The organism is Streptomyces sp. NPDC021115 (genome assembly GCF_044333065.1).
In the GTDB taxonomy this organism is placed as follows: Bacteria; Actinomycetota; Actinomycetes; order Streptomycetales; family Streptomycetaceae; genus Streptomyces.
In genome coordinates, this window is record NZ_JBIRQF010000003.1 from 146,268 (window position 1) to 166,975 (window position 20,708).

The 20,708-nt window shown below is 71.9% G+C and carries 13 protein-coding genes and 3 pseudogenes; 11 read left to right on the forward strand and 5 right to left on the reverse strand.

Annotation, left to right across the window (positions count from 1 at the left end; translation table 11 throughout):
* Window positions 1-20: 20 nt before the first annotated feature.
* The 7 genes and pseudogenes from ACH4TL_RS11155 to ACH4TL_RS11185 all read left to right on the forward strand — a co-directional run bounded on the left by ACH4TL_RS11155 (window position 21) and on the right by ACH4TL_RS11185 (window position 7,995).
* Window positions 21-1,297, forward strand: a pseudogene (locus tag ACH4TL_RS11155) (MFS transporter).
* 23 nt (window positions 1,298-1,320) lie between these two features.
* Window positions 1,321-1,923, forward strand: a complete 603-nt coding sequence (locus tag ACH4TL_RS11160) for a TetR/AcrR family transcriptional regulator (RefSeq protein WP_398326388.1) — start codon at window positions 1,321-1,323, stop codon at window positions 1,921-1,923.
* Between the two features lie 50 nt (window positions 1,924-1,973).
* Entirely contained in the window at window positions 1,974-3,788 is a 1,815-nt protein-coding gene (locus ACH4TL_RS11165; RefSeq protein WP_398326391.1) for a flavin-containing monooxygenase, read from the forward strand.
* Entirely contained in the window at window positions 3,785-5,425 is a 1,641-nt protein-coding gene (locus tag ACH4TL_RS11170) for a hypothetical protein (RefSeq protein ID WP_398326393.1), read from the forward strand. Before ACH4TL_RS11165 ends, ACH4TL_RS11170 begins: the two co-directional genes overlap by 4 nt.
* A gap of 21 nt (window positions 5,426-5,446) precedes the next feature.
* Entirely contained in the window at window positions 5,447-6,217 is a 771-nt protein-coding gene (locus ACH4TL_RS11175) for an SDR family NAD(P)-dependent oxidoreductase (RefSeq protein WP_398326397.1), read from the forward strand.
* 116 nt (window positions 6,218-6,333) lie between these two features.
* The gene (locus ACH4TL_RS11180; protein WP_398326400.1) at window positions 6,334-6,534 is read left to right on the forward strand and encodes a ferredoxin; all 201 of its coding nucleotides are present in this window, start codon (window positions 6,334-6,336) and stop codon (window positions 6,532-6,534) included.
* A gap of 177 nt (window positions 6,535-6,711) precedes the next feature.
* Window positions 6,712-7,995 (forward strand): amidohydrolase, encoded by a 1,284-nt coding sequence (locus ACH4TL_RS11185; RefSeq protein WP_398326403.1) that lies wholly within the window; start codon window positions 6,712-6,714, stop codon window positions 7,993-7,995.
* Between the two features lie 81 nt (window positions 7,996-8,076).
* On the opposite strand, the pseudogene ACH4TL_RS11190 reads toward ACH4TL_RS11185, so the two are convergent.
* Window positions 8,077-9,369 (reverse strand): annotated as a pseudogene (locus ACH4TL_RS11190) (AbgT family transporter).
* Window positions 9,370-9,499: 130 nt separating this feature from the next.
* Window positions 9,500-10,291: an amidohydrolase family protein gene (locus ACH4TL_RS11195; RefSeq protein ID WP_398326406.1), complete on the reverse strand. Its 792-nt coding sequence runs from the start codon at window positions 10,289-10,291 to the stop codon at window positions 9,500-9,502.
* Window positions 10,292-10,607: 316 nt separating this feature from the next.
* On the opposite strand from ACH4TL_RS11195, the gene ACH4TL_RS11200 reads away from it, so the two are divergent.
* From ACH4TL_RS11200 to ACH4TL_RS11210, 3 genes are all read left to right on the forward strand, one after another.
* On the forward strand, window positions 10,608-11,150 hold the full coding sequence (locus ACH4TL_RS11200) for an AsnC family transcriptional regulator (protein WP_398326439.1): 543 nt from the start codon (window positions 10,608-10,610) through the stop codon (window positions 11,148-11,150).
* A 314-nt stretch (window positions 11,151-11,464) separates the two neighbouring features.
* Window positions 11,465-12,724: a PHB depolymerase family esterase gene (locus tag ACH4TL_RS11205; RefSeq protein ID WP_398326442.1), complete on the forward strand. Its 1,260-nt coding sequence runs from the start codon at window positions 11,465-11,467 to the stop codon at window positions 12,722-12,724.
* A gap of 60 nt (window positions 12,725-12,784) precedes the next feature.
* Window positions 12,785-13,573: a 2-keto-4-pentenoate hydratase gene (locus tag ACH4TL_RS11210; protein WP_398326409.1), complete on the forward strand. Its 789-nt coding sequence runs from the start codon at window positions 12,785-12,787 to the stop codon at window positions 13,571-13,573.
* Window positions 13,574-13,607: 34 nt separating this feature from the next.
* Here ACH4TL_RS11210 and ACH4TL_RS11215 read toward each other — a convergent pair whose 3' ends face one another.
* The 3 genes from ACH4TL_RS11215 to ACH4TL_RS11225 all read right to left on the reverse strand — a co-directional run bounded on the left by ACH4TL_RS11215 (window position 13,608) and on the right by ACH4TL_RS11225 (window position 15,527).
* The gene (locus ACH4TL_RS11215) at window positions 13,608-14,198 is read right to left on the reverse strand and encodes a tellurite resistance TerB family protein (RefSeq protein ID WP_398326411.1); all 591 of its coding nucleotides are present in this window, start codon (window positions 14,196-14,198) and stop codon (window positions 13,608-13,610) included.
* 196 nt (window positions 14,199-14,394) lie between these two features.
* Window positions 14,395-14,949: a hypothetical protein gene (locus ACH4TL_RS11220; RefSeq protein ID WP_398326413.1), complete on the reverse strand. Its 555-nt coding sequence runs from the start codon at window positions 14,947-14,949 to the stop codon at window positions 14,395-14,397.
* The gene (locus tag ACH4TL_RS11225; RefSeq protein ID WP_398326415.1) at window positions 14,946-15,527 is read right to left on the reverse strand and encodes an RNA polymerase sigma factor; all 582 of its coding nucleotides are present in this window, start codon (window positions 15,525-15,527) and stop codon (window positions 14,946-14,948) included. The genes ACH4TL_RS11220 and ACH4TL_RS11225 overlap by 4 nt, the downstream gene beginning before the upstream one ends.
* 202 nt (window positions 15,528-15,729) lie before the next feature.
* On the opposite strand from ACH4TL_RS11225, the pseudogene ACH4TL_RS11230 reads away from it, so the two are divergent.
* A pseudogene (locus ACH4TL_RS11230) lies at window positions 15,730-20,676 on the forward strand (type I polyketide synthase); the annotation flags it as partial.
* Window positions 20,677-20,708 lie beyond the last annotated feature (32 nt).

The following is a 20,708-nucleotide window of genomic DNA, read 5'->3' on the forward strand; positions in this document are numbered from 1 at the left end:
CCGGTGGCGACGATGGCGAGGTGCCCAAGAACAAACCCATCCTCCTGCTGTCGATCGGCCACGCCTGCGTGGACGTCTACCAAGGTGCCGTCGCGTCGCTCGTCCCGTTCTTCGTCGCCGAGCGCGCGTACGGCTACGCCGCGGTCTCTGGGCTCGTGCTCGCCGCGTCCCTGCTGTCCTCGGTGGCACAGCCGGTGTTCGGCGTGCTCACCGACCGCTGGGCGATGCCCTGGCTGCTGCCGGTGAGCACGGTCCTCGGCGGGCTGGGGATCGCCCTGAGCGGGGTGAGGGGTGCGTACGACTGGACGCTGGCGTTCGTGGCCGTGTCCGGTGTCGGGGTGGCCGCCTACCACCCCGAGTCCGCCCGCGTCGCGCGCCGCGTCAGCGAGGGCAGCCACAGCGCGATGGCGTGGTTCTCGCTCGGCGGCAACCTGGGCTTCGCCACCGCGCCGCTGCTGGTCGGCGCCGTCGTCGCCACCGGCGGACTGCGGCTGTCGCCGCTGCTCTTCGTACCGGCCCTCGTCGGCAGTGTGCTGTGCCTGCCGGTCCTGCGCGCACTGGACACACCGGTACGCGGCGGCTCCGGCACCGCCGGCGCGACGGGCGGCGACGACATCGCCTCGTTCGTGAAGCTGTCGCTGGCCGTGGTGTGCCGGTCCATCGTCTTCATCGGCCTGACACGTATCTCTCGCTGTACGTCCAGGAGCGCCCGGGCGGCAGCCAGGCGGCGGGCACCGCGGCGCTGTTCGTGCTCTACCTCGGCGGCGCGGTGGGCTCGGTGCTGGGCGGCACACTGGCCGACCGCTGGGACCGGGTCACCGTCACCCGATGGTCCTACCTGGTCACGGTCGCTTCCGTAGCGGGGATCGTGACCATGTCCGGACCGGCGCTCTACGCGTTCGTGGCGCTGACCTCCATCGGCCTGTACGTCCCGTTCTCGCTCCAGGTCACCCTCGGCCAGGACTATCTGCCCACCCGCACCGGCACCGCCGGCGGGATCACCCTCGGGCTGACCGTCAGCGTCGGCGGCCTGGTCACCCCGCTCATCGGCGGCGTCGCCCACGCGACATCCCTGCGGACGGCCCTGGCCCCGCTGATCCTGATGCCCGCCCTGTGCTGGCTGCTGTTCCGTACCCTGCCCGAACCCGCCGCGCCGGGTTCCGCCAGTCGTCCCGCTGCCCCGTACGGATGCCGTCGACGCGCCGGGGATCGGGGAGGGCACCCCGCTGAAGCGGGCAACCGGCATCGGGTCGCGGGCGCTCAACAAGGCGGTGATGAGGTCCACGGCGAGGCATGAGCAGGTGAAGTACGGTCTGGCGGGTGACGAACCAGCGAAAGCCACGGGGCCCGTACCGCAAGAGCGCGGAGCGCCGGGAGCAGATCCTCCAGGCCGCCTACGAGGCCATCGACGAGCACGGCGAACGTGCCTCCCTCCAGGACATCGCCGCCCGGGTCGGGGTGACGCAGCCCGCGCTGACCTACTACTTCCCCACCCGTGACGACCTGCTCCTCGCGGTCCTGGAGCGGCGGGACGTGCGGGGCAAGGCGTTCGCCCGCGCCGCCGGGGGCGGCGAGACCGTGATCGACAGCATGGTGGCGGGCACCCGCATGATCACCGACCATCCCGGGGTGGCCAAGCTGTGGGCCGCGCTCTCGGCGGCGGCCACCGATCCGGAGAGTCCGGTGCACGGCCACTTCGCCGAGCGCTACCGGCGCCTCGCGGCCGAGGCCACGCAGGACTTCGAGGAAGGCCAGCGAGCCGGCGGGCTCCGGGCCGACGTACCTGCCGACCACCTGGCCAGGGCGGTGCTGGCGGTGATGGACGGCCTCCAGCTCCAGTGGATGCACGACCCCACGGTGGACATCGCCGCGATCGCCGAGACGTTCGCGCGGATGCTCACGCCTCCGGCCGCCGACCAATAAATTTTTTAGGTGATAGATTTTTGGCGTCCGCTACCGGAAGGGGGACGCCGATGTCCGCCACCCCGCCCCGTCCGCCGCATGACCTCGATTTCGATCCCGAGACCCTGCGCGCCCGCTACCGCGCCGAACGCGAGCGCCGCATCCGCCCCGACGGCAGCGCCCAATACCGGGGCGTCGGCGGCGAGTTCGGCTACTACGCCGAAGACCCCTACGTCGACCCCGGGTTCACCCGGGAGCCGTTAGCGGACCGCGTGGAGGCGGTGATCATCGGCGGCGGCTTCGGCGGTCTGCTCGCCGCCGCCCGGCTGCGGCAGGCGGGCGTGGCGTCCATCCGGGTGATCGACAAGGGCGGGGACTTCGGCGGCACCTGGTACTGGAACCGCTACCCGGGCATCCACTGCGACATCGAGTCGTACATCTACATGCCGCTGCTGGAGGAGGTCGGCTACGTCCCGAAGTGGCGCTATGCGCCCGGGGAGGAGATCCGGCAGCACGCGCGGGCCGTCGCGCGCCACTTCGGCCTCTACGAGGACGCCTGCTTCCAGACGCAGGTGACCGAACTCCGCTGGGACGACGGCCAGTTGGAGTGGATGGTCGCCACCGACCGCGGCGATCGCATACGGGCCCGATACGTGGTCACTTCCACCGGCACCCTGAGCCAGGCCAAGCTGCCCGGCATCCCCGGCATCGAGACCTACCGGGGCCACACCTTCCACACCAGCCGCTGGGACTACGAGTACACCGGCGGCGACGCGGACGGCGGGCTGCACAAGCTGGCCGACAAGCGCGTCGCCCTGATCGGCACCGGCGCCACCGCCGTCCAGGTCGTGCCCCACCTCGGCCGGGACGCGCAGCACCTGTACGTCTTCCAGCGCACCCCCTCCTCCGTCGATCTGCGCGACAACCGCCCCACCGACCCCGAATGGGCCGGGTCGCTGGAGCCGGGCTGGCAGCGGCGCCGCATGGAGAACTTCCTGAAGGTCGTCACCGGGGTGCGCACCGACGAGGACATGGTGAACGACTCCTGGACCAGCAGCGCCCGGCTCCAGGAGAAGCTGATCCCGACCAACGCCTACGCGGGGGCCCCCGCCGAGGACCGGGAACGGCTGTACGAGATCGCCGACTTCCAGAAGATGAACGAGATACGCGACCGGGTCGACGCCGTCGTCGAGGACCCGGCCACGGCGGAGAAGCTCAAGCCCTGGTACCGCTACATGTGCAAGCGGCCCACCTTCAGCGACCACTACCTCCAGACCTTCAACCGCCCCGACGTGACCCTGGTCGACACCGCCGACACCCACGGCGTGGAGCGGATGACGGAAACCGCCGTCGTGGTCGGCGGCACCGCGTACGACGTGGACTGCGTCATCTTCGCCACCGGCTTCGAGGTGGGGATCTCCGGCATCCTCTCCGGACGGCTTCCGGTGTACGGCAGGGGCGGCGTCCCGCTCTCAGAGGCCTGGGCGGACGGCCCGAAGACGCTCCACGGCTTCTGCACCCACGGCTTCCCCAACCTCTTCCAGCTCGGTCCGCTGCAGAACGCGTCCTCCGTCAACTTCGTCCATGTCCTGGACGAACAGGCCCAGCACGTCGCCGAGATGGTCACCGAGGCCCGTAAGCGCGGCGCCCGGTACGTCGAACCCACCTCCGCGGCGCAGGACGCGTGGCTGGACACCCTCCGGGAGAACGCACCCGATCTGCACACGTTCCAGGCGGAGTGCACCCCCGGCTACTACAACAACGAGGGCAGCCCCCGGAAGCGCAACGCGTACGCCGACGGCCCGGTGGCCTTCCACGACCTGCTCCGGCACTGGCGCCGACACGGCGGCATGGACGACGTCCTGGCCGGGACGGAGGGGGCGTGAGCGCACGGGGCCACAACCGGTTCGGCGACGGCGACGTGGCCGTGAACGGCTCACGGCTGCGCGCGCGGCGCCTCAACCCGCCGAGCCCGCTGTGGGGTTCGAACGGCGTGGCGTTCGGCCCGGACGGGCGGCTGTATGTCGCCCAGTACCTCGCCGGGCAGATCAGTGCCGTCGACCCGGCCACCGGGGACGTCGAGGTGATCGTGCCGATGGACGGCCCGGTGCAGTCGCCGGACGATCTCGCCTTCGGCGCGGACGGGTCGATGTACATCGCCGACCTCATCCCGGGCCGCGTGTGGCGGCGCGGCCCGCAGGGCGAATACACCCTGGTCTCGGACGAGGTGAAGGTGGTCAACGGCATCACCTGCGTCGGGGACCGGCTGTTCGTCAACGAGATGCGGCCGGGCGGCCGCCTGCTGGAGCTGTTCCCGGACGGCGGCGAGCCCGTGGTGCTCACCGAAGGGCTCGCCCTCGGCAACGCCATGCAGCTCGGCCCGGACGGCCATCTGTACTACCCGCACATGATGACCGACCAGGTCTGGCGGATCCCGCCGGACGGCGGTGTGCCCGAGGTGGTCGCCGAGGAGGTGCACCAGCCGGTCGCGGTCCGCTTCGACCAGGGCGGCGTGCTGCATGTGCTGTCGCGCGGGGCGGAAGGCATCGTCACCCGGATCGATCTGCACGGCAGCGGCTCCCGCACACTTCTCACCAGCGGCCTGGTGGGTCTGGACAACGCGGCGTTCGACGCGGAGAACCGCATGTTCGTCTCCAGTTACGCCAGCGGCGGCGTCACCGAACTGCACCCCGACGGCCGCACCCGGGAGATCGTCCCGCGCGGCCTCGACGGCCCGTACGGTGTGACGGTCGACCTCGGCGGCACGGTGTACGTGGCGGACCACTACCGGCTGGCGAGCCCGGCGCCCGCCCACGAGGGCGAGCCGGTCGCCGTCGACGTGGCGGGGGAGGAGGGCGGTGTCACCTCGCTCACCCTGATGCCCTTCGTCCACGGCGTGACCACCGCGGGCGGCCTGGTGCACTTCACCTCCCAGTACGGCGACGTCCACACCCACGACCCCGACCGGCGGGAAACGTGGCGACGGGTGACGGGCCTGGACGAGCCGGTCGGCATCACCGTGGGCCCTGACGGCTCCCTCGTCGTCGCGGAGGCGGGCGCCGGGCGGGTGGTGTCCATCGGCGACGACGACACGGTCGTCACCCTCGCCGAAGGGCTCGGCCACCCCGTCGACGTGGCATTCGACACCGAGGGCCGCTGCCATGTGAGCGACGACCGGCTCGGGGCCGTCCTGCGGATCGACGAGGACGGGACGGCGGCCGTGGTCGCGGACGGGCTCGGCGCGCCCCAGGGGCTGGCGGTCCTCGGCGACACGCTGTTCACGGTGGAGACCGGACCGCGCAGGCTGACCGCGATCTCGCTGAGCACGGGGGAACGCCGCACCGAGGCCGAGGACCTGCCGGTCGGACAGCCCCCGGGCACCGCTCCCCGCACCGCGCCCGCGCTCTTCGCGCACGGCATGGTCGGCGCTCCCCGCCCGTTCGCCGGTCTCGCCACCGGCCCGGACGGCTCCCTCCTCCTCTCGGCCAACGGGGAGGGCACGGTGTGGCAACTCAACGTATGACACAGGCAGAAGGTGGTTCACATGAGCGGTAGCACGGGACTTGAGGGTCGCGGTGTCGTCGTCACCGGCGCCGCGTCCGGCATCGGCAGGGCAGCGGCCCTGAAGTTCGCGCGGGAAGGCGCGAAGGTGCTGGTCGCGGACCTCGACGGGGCGGGCACCGAGGAGACGGTGGCGGAGATCGAGGCCGCCGGGGGCGTGGCCGTGGCGGTCGTCGGCGACCTGAGCGACCAGCGGGTGGTGGACGACGTGGTCGAGCGGGCCGTCGAAGCCTTCGGCGGCGTGGACGTCCTGGTGAACAACGCCGGGATCATGGACCGCATGTCCGCGCTCGGCGAGACCGACGACGCCGAGTGGGAACGGGTCATCCGGATCAACCTGACGGCGCCGTTCCTGCTGACCCGCGCGGTCCTGCCGCACATGCTGGCCGCCGAGCGCGGCGCGATCGTCTTCACCGCGTCCGAGGCCAGCCTGCGGGGCAGCACGGCGGGGGCCGCGTACACCGCCTCCAAGCACGGCATCGTCGGCCTGGTGAAGAGCCTGGCCGTGCTGTATCGGGGGCAGGGGATCCGCGCCAATGCCATCGCCCCCGGCCCCACCATGACCGGCATCCGCGTGGACGCCGCGCAGGACGCCCACGGGCCCGCCATCATCGGCGCCCTGAGCGCCGCCACCATGGGCCGGTACGGATCGGCGGACGAACAGGCCGACGCCATCGTCTTCCTGGCCTCCGACGCCGCGTCCTTCGTCAACGGCGCGGTCCTCCCGGTCGACGACGCCTGGGCCGCCGTCTGACGGGTTTTCGACGTCACGATCCAGCCATCCGAGATCGGTTAAACCACCCGCTTGACTTGATTAAATCATCGGGTTTACTTGGGCGGGTCAAGCGAACCAACGAAGGGGCATCGGCGATGAAGGTCACTGTGGACGACGAGAAGTGCTGCGCCGCGGGCACCTGCGTGATGCTCGCGCCCGAGGTGTTCGACCAGCGCGAGGAGGACGGCATCGTGGTCCTCCTCGACGCGGCCCCGGCCGAGGAACTGCACGATGTGGTGCGGGAATGCGTACAGGTGTGTCCCGCGGGCGCGATCCAGGTGAGCGAGGACGCGTGAGCCCGGCGAATCCGCCCGGTGCGGAGGAACCGCCCGTGACCTGGTGACCCCGCGCGGATCGCCCCGTGCTTCCGGCAGGCGGTACGCGGCCGTCGATCGTGGCGCCCGGGGCGATTACCCTCGGCGCCGGGCGGCCCTCGAACGGTGGCCGCGCACCGAGGGAAAGAGAGGCCACTGGTGGACTTCGAGCAGCTCGTCGCGTTCCGCCGCGCACTGCACCGGAACGCGGAGCCCGCATTCGTGGAGATCGGTACGGCCGTCCGCATCGAACAGGCCCTCGGAGGGCTGCCGATACGGCTCCTCACCGGGAAGGCCGCCCAGGATCTGTCCTCCGTCGTCAACTTCCCGTCCCCGGAAACCCTGGACGAGTGGGCGGCCCGCGCCGTCGATTCCGGTCTTCCGGGGGACCGGGTCCGGTACTTCCGGGAGCACGGCACCGCACTGGTCGCCGACCTCGTCGGCACCCGCCCCGGGCCGCGCTGGGGGCTGCGCGTCGACATCGACGCCCTGCCGATGCGCGAATCCTCCGACGCGGCTCACTTCCCGGTGGCGCACGGGTTCGCCGCCACCCACGGCGCCATGCACGCATGCGGCCACGACGCCCACGCCACCATCGGCGTCGGCCTCCTGCACCGGCTGGCGGACCGCGACTTCGCGGGCTCGCTGCGGATCCTGTTCCAGCCCGCCGAGGAGGGGGTCCGCGGGGCACAGACGATGATCGACGCCGGGGTGGCCGACGAGATCGACCACATGCTCGCCGTGCACATGGCCGGGGACACGGCCGTCGGCGGGGTCGTGGGGAGCTTCAGCGGCGGCCTGGCCACCCGCAAACTGAAGGTCGACTTCGAGGGCAAGGCGTCCCACGCCGCCGGTGCGCCGGAGTCCGGGCGCAACGCGCTGCTCGCGGCGGCCACGGCCGCGCTGGGCATCATGGGCATCCCGCGCTTCAGCGCCGCGGACACCCGGCTCAACGTCGGCACGCTCGTCGCCGGTGACGGTGTGAACATCGTGCCCTCCTCCGCCGTGATGACGTGCGAGGTCCGGGCGACCGACGACGAGGTGGTCGACGAGCTGGTCGACCGGGTCCGGGCGGTCGTGGAGGGCGCGGGCCTGGCGCAGGGGGTACGGACGAACGTCGCGGTGATGGGCCAGTCCGCCACCATCGCCCCGGACGACGAGATGATCGACCGCATCGTGGCGGTGGCCACCGCCCATGACGAGGTCACCGAGGTCGTCCGGACCCGGTCGCTCTCGGGCAGCGACGACGCCAACCTCCTCATCCGGCACGTCCAGCAGCGCGGTGGCAAGGGCGCGTACCTGATGATCGGCGCGGGCAGCCCGGGCCCGCACCACAGCGAGACCTTCGACATCGCGGAGGAGACGATCCCGACCGCGATCGACATCCTGGCCTCGCTGATCCGCGGGGACGGCGGTGGCCGGTCAAGCGGAGCGGTCCACTGAGCGGACCGGACGCGTGGCGGCCCGTGCGCGGGGCATAGCTTCCCCGCATCGACCGACGGCGGAGGCACCATGTCCGCTGCGTCACCTCAGCCCGATGTGCGTACTGGGCCCCAACGGCAGCCCGAACCCGTAGAACACGCCCAGGATCGCCAGCCACACCACCAGGAACGGCACGGCGAAGACCGAGAGCCGCGCGATGAGGGTGCCGAGCCGGGCCCCGGGCTCGTACTGGCGGAGCATGGCGAGGATGACGAAGAGGTACGGGTTCGTCGGCGTGAGGATGCCGGTGGCGGAGTCGCCGATGCGGAACGCCGCCTGGCTGAGCGCGGGGCTCATCCCGAGCAGCATGAACGCCGGGACGAAGACGGGCCCGGCCAGCGACCACAGGGCGGAACCGGACACGATGAAGAGGTTGAGACACGCGGTCAGCAGGACGAAGGCCACGATGACGAGGAAGCCGGTGAGCCCGATGGCGTGGAGGAGCGCGGCGGACTTCACGGCCAGCAGGATGCCGACGTTGGACCAGTTGAACAGCGCGATGACCTGCGCCGCCACGAACATCATCACGAGATAGCCGGACATGGTCTTCAGCGAGTCGGAGACGGACGCGATCAGCTCCTCGGCGCCGGTCACGGTCCCGGCCGTCCTCGCGTAGGTGAGGGCGGCCAGCAGGAAGGCGCCGGACACGATCGGGACCATCCCGGTGAGCACGGCGACGGCAGCAGGGTCCCGCCCTCGCCGCGCAGCGGCGCGCCCGGGGGCAGCCACAGGGCGAGCAGGGCCGCCACGTATACGGCGCCGACGAGCGCGGTGTACCGCAGGCCACGGCGCTGGGCGGGGGTGAGGGTCAGATCCTCCGGCTCGGGCTCGCCCTCGGCCACCCGGTAGGGCCCGAGGCGCGGTTCGACGACGCGGCTGATGAGGAAGCCGCCGAGCAGGCCGAGCACGATGCTGCTGGCGGCGGTGAAGAAGTAGTTGATGAGCAGGTGGATGTGCTGTCCGTCCCCGGTGGGGAGCGTCGACGCCGCCTGCTGGGTGATGCCGACGTACGTGGCGTCGAGCGAGCCGACGGTGAATCCGGCCGCGTACCCCGCGCCGACGCAGGCGAAGGCGCCGATGAGGCCCGCCACGGGGTGGCGGCCCGCGCTCTTGAACACCATGGCGCGGCGGGAACACCAGCGCCGCCACATCGGTCATCACATGTGCCTGGCACGTGACGATCGCCACCGCGTACGGCAGTACGGCCTTGGGCGCGTGGGCCAGGGTGGCCCGCATCAGGGTGTCCAGCAGGCCCGCCTTCTCCGCCAGCCCGACCACCATGAACAGGGTCAGCACCGTGCCGATCGGCGGGAAGGTGGCGAAGTTGAGGACCATGTTCTCCAGCAGCCGGGCAGGGCGTTGCCCGCCCGTTCGACCAGGGCGAGCAGCCGGTCGAGCCCGCCGGGGCGGGGAGTGCCCGGAGGCCGGGGCTTGGTGTCCGGGGCGGGGAGGCCGGGCAGTGAGGTCATCGTGGTTGCCTTACCGCTGGGGCGGTGGGAAGCATCAGGTCCTTGCGGATCACACCGTCCTGGACGACGCAGACGACGTTGGCGGGGTCGCCGAGGACGCCGATGTCGGTCAGCGGATCGCCGTCGCACAGGATCAGGTCGGCGGTGCGGCCCGCCGTCAGCGTGCCCAACTGGTCTTCCAGGACGAGGAGTTCGGCGGAGGTCCGGGTGCCGGCGACGATGGCCGCCATCGGGTCCATGCCCAGCTCCACCAGGTGGCCGAGTTCCCCCAGGTTCACGCCGTGCGGGGCGATGGCCGCGTCGGTGCCGAGCGCGATGCGGGCGCCCCGCTCGATGGCGCGGGAGATGTTCTCCCTGGTGATGCCGGACCAGCGGGTCTTCTTCTGGTACTGGTAGTCCGGCATCGTGGCCTTGTCGATGGCCGTGAACGCGGCCGACAGCGTCGGCACAACGAAGACGCCGCGCTCACCCGCCAGGTCCAGCGCGCGTTCGTCCAGCCCGTAGCCGTGCTCGATGCTGGTGACGCCGCCGCGGATGGCGTTGAGGATGTCCGCCGTGCCCTGCGCGTGGGCGGCGACCGGCTTGCCGCCGTGCCGCCGCGCCTCGTCCACGACGGCGCGGATCTCCTCCTCCAGCAGCCCCTCGTCCTCGGGCTGGTCGTACGGGCTGGCCATGCCGCCGGTGAGGTCGGTGCCGTCGGGCAGCCGGAAGTCCGAGTGGCCGCCGGTGTGGCCGATGATCGCCACGGCGGCCGGGGTGGGCCCGGTGTGCGTACGCGAGGTGCACATGGCAGTCGAAGAAGCCGGGCAGCACGGCGCGGCCGCCCGCGTCGATCTCCCGTACCGGGGAGGTGTTTCCGGGCGCGGGGGGCTCCGTCGCGGCGGGTCCGGCACAGGTGATCGTTCCGTTGGCGTCGGCGGTGACGACGGCGTCGTCCACGGGAGACGCCCCCCGTCCCGTCGATGAGCCGGGCGTGGTGAACGCGCAGTGCGGTCCTGGCGGTCTTGTGCGTCATGGCATCCGTCATGGCGGGCGGGATCACTCCTCCGATCACGGCAACTGGTAAGGGCAGTGTGCGAATGCAGAAGACGGGCCCGCGTGACGATGCAGCTTTGCGCCGCGATGTCGCACGTGGCGCAGGCCCTGGCGGTGGACCACACCATGGTCAACGTCAAGCTCACCTCGGGCGGCCGCGATGTGATCGCCGAGGTGCAGGTACGGGACCTCAACGAACTGCTCGCCCTCACCACACGGCTGTTCCCGGGAAGGGCCGGGGTGCGGGCGACGCGCGCGCACATCACCACCGGCATGCCGACCGAGGGCAGCCGGTGGCGGCTGCGCAGCCTGGACGGCGACCAGTGCGCGCGGATGGACGCGGCCCTGTCACCGGAGGTCCGGCCGGGGAACGAGACCGCCGGGGGCTGGGACGCGCTGGACGCCCGGCTCCTCGAACTGCTCGGCGCCGACGGCCGCATGTGGATGCGCAAGCTGGCGGCGGCCACCGACGTGGGCCTCACCACGGTGCGCCGCCGGCTCCAGGCGCTGCTTCCGTCGCGGGTGAGCCTGCGCTGCGACGTCGCCCGCTGCGCGCCCTGGGTGACGTCCACGCCTTCGAGGCGCATCTGGCCCGGCGGCTGCCCCGCCTGACCATTGACGACCGTTCGCTGGTCCTGCGCACGGTCGCACATGGGGCGGCTGCTCGACGAGGACGGCCGTTCCGTGGGCATCGTGCCGCTGCAGTGCGGCGTGCCACCGGCTGTGGGAGCGCTTCCATGACGGTCGTGTTCATGCCACGATGCTGCGCGGGCAGGCCGCGCGCGGGGGCGTATCTCAGCGGCGTGTCCTGATCACGATCGATCCGCGAACCGCGATCAGGAAGGGATGAGGACGTGTCCCCATCGATCCGCACCACCCCGCGCAGACCACGGCGTTCGGCGCTCGCCGCCCTCGCCGGAGCGCTGATGTCGTTACTCGCGGCCATGCTGCTGGGCGCGCCCGCGGCCTCGGCCGGTACGGCGGCGTCCGGCACCGCCAAGGCCCCGACCGCCGCGCTGACCGAGATCAAGAACTTCGGCACCAACCCCAGCAATCTCCAGATGTATCTGTACGTCCCGGACAACGTCGCCCCCCACCCGGCCGTGGTGGTGGTCGTGCACTACTGCACGGGATCCGGGCCCGCGATGTACTCCGGCACCGAGTTCGCCTCCCTGGCCGACCGCTACGGCTTCATCGCCGTGTACCCGTCCGTCACCCGCAGCAGCAAGTGCTTCGACGTCTCCTCACCGCAGGCGCTGCGCCGCGGCGGCGGGAGCGACCCGGTGGGCATCAAGTCCATGGTCGACTGGACGGTCCGTACGTACGGCGCGGACACCAGCAGGATCTTCGCCACCGGCACCTCGTCCGGCGCGATGATGACCAATGTGCTGCTGGGGGACTACCCCGATGTGTTCGCGGCCGGTTCCGCGTTCGCCGGTGTGCCGTTCGCCTGCTTCGCCACCACCAACGGGTCGGAGTGGAACAGCGACTGCGCGAACGGGACCATCATCCGCACCCCGCAGCAGTGGGGCGACCTGGTCCGCGGCTCCTACCCCGGCTACGGCGGACCCCGGCCGCGCATGCAGCTCTGGCACGGCACCCAGGACGACACCCTGCGCTATCCGAACTTCGGGGAGGAGATCAAGCAGTGGACGAATGTGCACGGAGTGAGCCAGACCCCGGCCCGCACCGACTCCCCCCAGTCCGGCTGGACCCGCACCCGGTACGGGGCCACAGGTGACCGGGCCCCCGTCGAGGCCATCAGCCTCCAGGGCGTCGGCCACAACCTGATGACCAGCGGCATGGCCGCTCGCGTGATCACCTTCTTCGGCCTGGACGCGGGCGGCCCCGGACCCCAGCCGCAGCCGGGCGCCTGCCGGGTGTCGGCCACCACAAGCCCCTGGAGCACCGGCCTGACCGCCTCGGTGTCCGTCACCAACACGGGCACGACCACGCTGAACGGCTGGCAGCTGGGCTTCACCCTGCCCTCCGGCCAGACCATCACCGGCGGCTGGGGCGCCACGTACAGCCCCGCGAGCGGAGCCGTGACCGCCACCAACGCCGCCTACAACGGCACTCTCGCCCCGGACGCGAGCGTGACCATCGGCTATCAGGCCAATCACACCGGCGCCACCGGCGCTCCGGGAGCGTTTACGCTCAACGGTCAGACCTGCACGGTCATCTGACGGGCTGCTCCTGCGGCCCGTCCACCAAGCGGCGGGCCGCACGGCAGCAAGGAGCGAGGAATGACCCTGACCGGCGCACAGCGCGAGGAAGCCGGAAGGCTGCTGCGGGAGGCCGAGCGGCACGTGGCGCCGATCGCCCCGCTGTCGGAGCTGATGCCAGGACTGGACGTGGCCGACGCCTACGCCGTCCAGCGGGACACCATCGCGCGGCGGCTGGCCGACGGCGCCACCGTCGTCGGCCACAAGGTCGGGCTGACGGCGGCCGCGATGCAGCGGCTCCTCGGCGTGGACGAGCCGGACTTCGGCCATCTGCTGGACGACATGGTCCACCGCGACGGCGCTTCCGTACCCGCGGCACGGTACTGCGCCCCGCGCATCGAGCCGGAGATCTGCTTCCGGCTCGCCAGGCCACTGCGCGGCCCGGGCGTCACCGTCGACGACGTCCTCGCGGCCACCGAGGCGGTCGCCCCGGCCCTGGAGATCGTCGACAGCCGGATCCGCGACTGGAAGATCACCCTGGCCGATACGGTGGCCGACAACGCCAGCTCCGCCGGTCTGGTCCACGGCGCCTGGACACCCCTGGCCGAGGCGCCCGACCTCGCCGCCGTCCTGGTCGACCTGGTGGTCGACGGCGAGCGGGTCGCCTCGGGCAGCGGCAGCGAGGTGCTGGGCCACCCCGCGGCCGCCGTCGCCTGGCTGGCCAACACCCTCGCCGACTTCGGCACCGCCCTGGAGCCCGGGCACCTGGTACTGCCCGGCACCATGACCGGCGCCCCCTTCGTCAGCGCCGGCCAGCGGATCGAGGCACGGTTCAGCGGCCTCGGGCCGGTGTCGGTGACCTTCAGCTGAGGCCGCCGAGGCCACCCCGCCCACCTCGCAGGCTTCAGATGCCGAACTCCGTGGGCGGGATCCCGAGGGCGGCGCACGCCTCGTGGATGATCTGCTGCTCGGACGGCTCGATGTAGCCGTCGGCACCGGCGATGACGATGCCGGTCTGAATGACCGCGCGGGCCTCCGTCGGCTTCTTGGCCGCCTTGGCGATCACCTGAAGCGCCTCCGTCTTGCCCAGCTGGAAGTTGGCCGTGAGCCGGTCCACGTTCTTGTTGAACGCCTGGCGGAGCTGGTCCGCGGGGAAGTTCTGCAGGACCTCGTTGGTGGTGATCAGCTCCTCGACGCGCTGCCGCTCCGCGGGCTCGATGTGCCCGTCCGCCGCGGCCACCAGCGCGCACATCGCCATGGTGGCATCGCGGTAGGCGCCGCTCTTCAGCTCGGTCTTGACCGACGCGAGCTGGGACTTGAGCAGCCCGACCAGCTGCGCCTTGGAGCCTCCGGAGGAGGACGAACCGGACCCGTGGCCGCCGTGCTGCCCCTGCCCGAAGGAACCCTGGCCCTGCCCGGCCCCGCCCCTTCCGCGGGAGCTCTGGGCCTGCTGGAGATTCTTGGCCTGGTCCTTGAGCCGGTCCCACATTGCCATCGGTGCCACCTCGGCTTCTGTTGCTGCTTGTCCGGTTCTGCTCGTCGGTCGTACTGCTTCGCGGTCTGTTCAGCCGTCTGTTCAAGGTGAACGCTCCCGACGGCGACCGGGTTCCCGAAGAGCAAAGCCCATGCAAAAAGACGCCCATGTGGCCCGCCCGGCGGCCATCCGCCGGGCGGGCCTCACGGCTCGCGGGTCAGTCCACCGGCTCCAGCGCGCACGGGGACGCCTTGCCCCGGAAGAACGAGAAGACGGACGCCTCGGTGCCGGTGTTGTCGATCGCCACCGTGTCGCCCCGGTGCAGGGCCTGGCGCCACGGCAGCGGCTTCTGCGGCTCCCCCGAGGTGGGGGGATCGGCATTGACCGTGATGATGTGGCCGTTCAGTTCCTCGCCCCGGTTCGCTTTGCACCGCATGCCCTTGGGGATCTGGTTCAGCTGGGTGTGAACGCCCGACTCCCGGAGGTCCCGGACCAGGTTCCGCTGCTCGGGACCACTGATGTTGATGTCGTCCAGGGTCAGGGTGACGGTGCCGTCGGGGTTCTTCTCCACGGCGTACGCGGGCGTGGCCGAGGAGCCCGGCAGGGCGACGGCGACTGCCGCCGCCGCGCCACAGGCCGCCAGGGCGAAGCCCACACGTCGCGGGGTCACCAGGCGGCGGGCCACGGAAGGCGCGGGGCCCGCCTCGGCCGCCCGCAGCGCCACTTCACGCTTCAGCTCGTCCAACAGCCGTTCTTCGAATGTCGCGTTCATACGTTTCCCCTCACACAGGACAGTGGTGTGGTGCCGGAATCGGGCGATCCGCCGGGTGTGCCGCCCGGCTGACCGGCGCGCAGCGCCTTGCGGGCGCGGTGCAGCCGCACCCGGGCCGTGACCGGGCGTATGGCGAGCGCCGTGGCGGCCTCGGAGACGGTCAGCTGGTCCACGACGACGAGTTCCAGAACGGCCCGCTCGCCCTCCGGGAGCCCGGCCAGCGCCTCCCGGTGGCGGCGCGCGGCGGCCTCGGCGTCGATGCGCTCCTCCAGCCGGGCCACGTCGTCCGGCTCCAGCAGCCGCCGCCCTGCGATGCGCCTGGCGGTGAGCGACTCGCGTGCCGCCCTGCGCCACTCCGTCGATACGACGTTGTGCGCGATGCCGTACAGCCAGGCCGCCTCGCTGCCGCGGCCCGGACGGTAGGAGTCCGCCGAGTCGAGCATCGCGACGAACACCTCGGCCGTGATGTCGGCGACCAGATGCGGATCGGCGATCCGCCGCGCCACGAATCGGGTCACGCCGTCGATATGACGCCGGTAGAACTCCTCGAACGCGGCAGGATCTCTCGCTGCGTGCACGCGGACGCCTCTCTTCCTTCTACGGGGCACAGCGGCCGGGCAGCCCTTGCGCCCGGCCTTCACTTCCTTACTTGTCAGTGGGCGGAGAGGCGTTACGGAGGTTAGGGGCGATCAGGGGTTGGGGGGTCTGTTCACCCTGCGTAGCGTTCCCGGCAAGCGCGCGTCGCAGTGTCGGGCGCCTTTTCGACCCGGGGTGGCTGTGGTGGGCAACCAGGAGAAGCTTCTTGACTACCTCAAGCGCGCGACCACGGATCTGCGCGCTGCCCGCAAACGCATCGCGGAGATCGAGGACCGCGACCGGGAGCCCATCGCCATCGTGGCGATGGCGTGCCGCTATCCGGGTGGGGTGGACTCGCCCGAGGGCCTGTGGCGGCTGGTGGACGAGGGGGTCGACGCCATCTCGGAGTTCCCGGGCGACCGTGGCTGGGGCGTGGAGGACATCTACGACCCCGAGCCGGGCAAACCCGGGAAGACCGCCGCTCGCGAGGGCGGATTCCTCCACGACGCGGGGGAGTTCGACGCCCAGCTCTTCGGCATCAGCCCGCGCGAGGCGGCCGAGACCGACCCCCAGCAGCGATTACTCCTCGAAGTCTCGTGGGAGGCGCTGGAGCGGGCCGGGATCGATCCGCTGTCGCTGAAGGGCAGCCCGACGGGCGTGTTCGCCGGGGTCATGTACCACGACTACGCGCGCGGCAGCAACGGAGGCAGCATCGTCTCCGGCCGGGTGTCCTACACCCTCGGCCTCGAAGGCCCCGCGGTGACCCTGGACACGGCGTGCTCGTCGTCGCTGGTCGCCCTGCACATGGCGATGCAGTCGCTGCGCTCGGGGGAGTGCGCGCTCGCGCTCGCGGGCGGGGTGACGGTGATGTCCACCCCCGAGATGTTCATCTACTTCAGCGAGCAGCGCGGCCTGGCGACGGACGGCCGCTGCAAATCGTTCGGCGCGGGAGCACACGGCGTCGGCTGCTCCGAGGGCGCAGGAATTCTCCTGCTGGAACGCCTGTCGGACGCGCGCCGCAACGGCCACCCGGTGCTGGCGGTCGTACGGGGGAGCGCCCTCAACCAGGACGGCGCCAGCAACGGCATGTCGGCCCCGAACGGCCCGTCCCAGCGGCGCGTCATCCGGCAGGCGCTGGCGAACGCGGGGTTGTCGGCGGCCGATGTGGACGCGGTCGAGGCGCATGGCACGGGGACGACGCTGGGCGATCCCATCGAGGCGCAGGCGCTGCTGGCCACGTACGGGAAGGACCGTGCGGAACCGCTGTGGCTGGGGTCGATCAAGTCCAACATGGGGCATACGCAGGCCGCTTCGGGCGTCGCCGGGATCATCAAAGTGGTGCAGTCGATGCGGCACGGTGTGCTGCCGAGGACGCTGCACGCGGAGGAGCCCACGCCGCAGGTGGACTGGTCGGCGGGCAATGTCCGGCTGCTGACCGAGCCGAGGAAGTGGCCACGGGGCGAGCGGCCACGCCGCGCGGGTGTCTCCTCGTTCGGGATGAGCGGGACGAACGCCCACGTCATCGTGGAGGAAGCCCCGCCGGTCGAGCATCAGATCGAGGAACGCCGGGAGCTGCCGGTGGCGCCGATCGCCGTCTCGGCCGGAACCGCCGAGGCGCTTGAGGCGCAGATCGAGGGCATCCGCGCGTTCGCCGCGGATCACGATCAGCTTGATGTGGCGTTCTCGGTGGCGACGGGCCGGGCCGCGCTGGAGCATCGTGCGGTGCTGGTGGGGTCGGAGACGGTCACCGATGTGGCCGGTGGCGGTGGCAAGGTGGCGTTTCTGTTCACCGGGCAGGGGAGTCAACGCCTGGGAATGGGTCGGGAGTTGTATGAGACCTTCCCGGTGTTCGCGGAGTCTTTCGACGCGGTGTGTGAGGCGTCGGGGCTGCCGCTGAAGGAGGTGATGTGGGGTGAGGACGCGGCGGTGTTGGACCGTACGGAGTTCACCCAGCCCGCGATCTTCGCGCTGGAGGTGGCGCTGTATCGGCTCCTCGAATCCTGGGGAATCCGGCCGGACTTCCTGGCCGGTCACTCCATCGGTGAGCTGGCGGCGGCCCATGTGGCGGGTGTGCTGAGCCTGGAGGACGCGGCGCGGCTGGTGGTGGCGCGGGGGCGGCTGATGCAGGCGTTGCCATCGGGTGGGGCGATGGTGGCGATCCAGGCCACGGAGGACGAGGTGGCGCCGCTGCTGGACGGTGAGGTGGGGATCGCGGCGGTCAATGGCCCGTCGTCGGTGGTGGTGTCCGGTGCGGTGGACGCGGTGGAGGCGGTGGTCGAGCGGTTCGGCGACCGTAAGAGGAGCCGTCTGTCGGTCTCGCACGCGTTCCACTCGCCGTTGATGGATCCGATGCTGGAGGACTTCCGCAAGGTGGCGGAGTCCGTCACCTACGGGCGTCCGGGGATCCGCCTGGTCAAGGATGTGGCGTCGGCGGAGTACTGGGTGCGGCATGTGCGGGAGGCGGTGCGGTTCGCCGATGACGTACGGCAGTTGCACGTGGAGGGTGTGACCCGGTTCCTGGAGGTGGGGCCGGATGGCGTGCTGACGGCGATGGCGCAGCAGACGGTCGAGGGCGTGATGGCGGCCACGGTGCGCCGGGAGCGTTCCGAGGTGGAGAGCGTGTTCGCCGGGGTCGGGCGGTTGTATGCGGCGGGTGTGGCGGTGGATTGGGCGGCGGTGTTCGCGGGGCGTGGTGCGCGCCGCGTCGAGCTGCCCACGTACCCCTTCCAGCGCAAGCGGTACTGGACGATCGAGCGGCCCACGGCCCTCGCCGGGGCCGACGCGGTCGACCATCCGCTGCTGACCTCGATGGTGGAACTTCCCGAGGACGGCGCGGCGGTGTTCACCGGGCGGCTCTCGCTCGACTCCCACCCCTGGCTCGCCGACCACGATGCCTTCGGCGCGGTGGTGGTGCCCGGGCAGGTGTTCCTGGAACTGGCCCTGTTCATCGCCGAACGCACGGGCCGGGGCCGGGTCGAGGAGCTCGACCTCCATGCGCCGCTGGTCATGACCGACGCCGACGACGTCATGACGCTGCGCGTGCTGGTCGGCGAGACCGGGGCCGTCAGCGTGTACGCGCGGCGCGACGACCGGACGCCCTGGGTGAAGCACGCCACGGGGGTGCTGGCCGCCGAGGCCGACGGACCCTCCTGGTCACGCGACGAGGCGGCGTACGCCGCGGTGCTCGACGCCGCAGCGGAGGCCGCCGGGCTGCACACCGACGGCGAACCGGCGCTCGCCCACGCGTGGCGCGGGGCCTCGGTGCGCGTCGATGAGGAAGGGCGCCCGGTCCTCTCCGTGGAGTCGGCGGAGACACGCGCGATCTCCACGGAGCAGGTGCGCACCCGCACCGGGGGCCGTGAATCGCTCTTCCATGTGGAGTGGATCGCCCCACCGGCGCCACCCGCGGGCTCCGAGACCGGCACTCACCAGGTCTATGAGTGCCCGCCGGTCGAGGACGCCACCCCGGAGGGCTTCCGCGCGCTGACCCGTCAGGTGCTGTCCGTCGTCCAGAAGTGGCTGACCGACGCCGCTGAGCAGGCGGAACAGCCCGGCAGGCTCGTGGTCGTCACACGTGGCGCGACCGATGCCACCGACTTGGCGCATGCGGCGGTGTGGGGGCTGGTGCGCGCGGCGGAGGGGGAGCACCCGGGCCGGTTCGCCCTGGTCGACCTGGCCGCCGACGCCGACGCCGAAACCGACACCGAACTGCCCGAGGAGGCATTGCGCCTCGGCGAGCCCGAGATCGCCGTACGCGACGGTGAGATCCGGGTGCCGAGGCTGGCGCGCGTCCCGGCGCTGGACGGGGCCCCGTCATGGGACCCGGACGGCACCGTCCTGATCACCGGTGGTACGAGTGGCCTCGGCGCCCTGACCGCCCGCCATCTGGCCGGTGAGCACGGCGTCAAGAGTCTGCTGCTGACCAGCCGCCGGGGCATGGACGCCCCGGGTGCCGCCGAACTCATCGCGGAAATGGCCGAGTTGGGTGCCACGGCGGAGGTGGCCGCCTGTGATGTGGCTGACCGGGACGCCGTGGCCGCGTTGCTGTCCGGCCGGTCCTTGTCCGGCGTGGTGCACTCGGCCGGGGTCGTGGACGACGTACTGATCGGGGCGCTGACCCCCGAGCGGCTGGACGCGGTCATGCGGCCGAAGGTGGACGCCGCCTGGCATCTGCACGAGCTGACCCGCGACCACGACCTCTCGGCGTTCGTCATCTTCTCGTCCGTCGCGGGCACCCTCGGCGGCGCGGGACAGGGCAACTACGCCGCCGCGAACGCCTGGCTGGACGCGCTCGCCCGGCATCGCGCCGCCCAGGGGCTGCCCGCGCTGTGCCTGGGCTGGGGGCCGTGGGCACAGGTCGGGGGCATGGCCGACCGGCTGGACGAGGCCGAGTTGCAGCGGCTGCGGCGTACGGGCATGCCACCGCTGTCCCCCGACGAGGGGATCGCGCTGCTGGACGCGGCGACCGTGCCCGGGCGGCCACCCCTGACGCTTCCGGTCCGGTTCGACCTGGCGGTGATGCGTACCCAGGCCGAGACGGGGACACTGCCCGCCCTCTTCACCGGGCTGGTGCGCACCCCCGCCCGCCGCGCGGTGTCCGGCAGGGCGTCGCTGGAGCGGCGGCTGGACGGACTGAGCGGGGCGGAGCGCGAACAGCTCCTGCTGGAGCTGGTACGCGGCCATGTCGCGCGCATCCTGGGATACGACGGACACGAGGGGCCCGAAGGCGTCGAGGCGGTGCCACCGGACCGCGCGGTGAACGAGCTGGGCCTCACCTCGCTGGGCGCCGTGGAGCTGCGTAACGCGCTCAACGCCGAGACCGGGCTCGCGCTGCCGCCGACCCTGGTCTTCGACCACCCGACACCCCTCGCCGTGGCCGCCCTCCTGCACGAGGGGCTGCGGCCGGCCGAGGCCGATCCCGCCGCGCCGCTGCTGGCCGAACTGAGCCGGCTGGAGACCGCCCTGACCGCCCTCGCGGCGGACGACGAGGCGGCACACGCCAAGGTCGCGGCCCGGCTGGAGGCCGTGTCGCGGCGGGCGCGGGACGCCCGGAGCGGAGTGGTGGCGGAGAGCGGGCCGGTCGATGTCCTGGCGCCCGCTTCCGACGACGAGCTGTTCGAGGCGCTGAACAAGGAACTTGGACTGTCCTGACGGACACCGCGTCTGCTTGTGGACTTTCACGG

Coding starts and splice junctions, on each gene's coding strand:
- ACH4TL_RS11165 (WP_398326391.1), top strand. CDS start 1,974: ATGTCCGCCACCCCGCCCCGTCCGCCGCATGACCTCGATTTCGATCCC.
- ACH4TL_RS11175 (WP_398326397.1), top strand. CDS start 5,447: ATGAGCGGTAGCACGGGACTTGAGGGTCGCGGTGTCGTCGTCACCGGC.
- ACH4TL_RS11180 (WP_398326400.1), top strand. CDS start 6,334: ATGAAGGTCACTGTGGACGACGAGAAGTGCTGCGCCGCGGGCACCTGC.
- ACH4TL_RS11195 (WP_398326406.1), bottom strand. CDS start 10,291: ATGTGCACCTCGCGTACGCACACCGGGCCCACCCCGGCCGCCGTGGCG.
- ACH4TL_RS11200 (WP_398326439.1), top strand. CDS start 10,608: ATGCAGCTTTGCGCCGCGATGTCGCACGTGGCGCAGGCCCTGGCGGTG.
- ACH4TL_RS11205 (WP_398326442.1), top strand. CDS start 11,465: ATGTCGTTACTCGCGGCCATGCTGCTGGGCGCGCCCGCGGCCTCGGCC.
- ACH4TL_RS11210 (WP_398326409.1), top strand. CDS start 12,785: ATGACCCTGACCGGCGCACAGCGCGAGGAAGCCGGAAGGCTGCTGCGG.
- ACH4TL_RS11215 (WP_398326411.1), bottom strand. CDS start 14,198: ATGGCAATGTGGGACCGGCTCAAGGACCAGGCCAAGAATCTCCAGCAG.
- ACH4TL_RS11220 (WP_398326413.1), bottom strand. CDS start 14,949: ATGAACGCGACATTCGAAGAACGGCTGTTGGACGAGCTGAAGCGTGAA.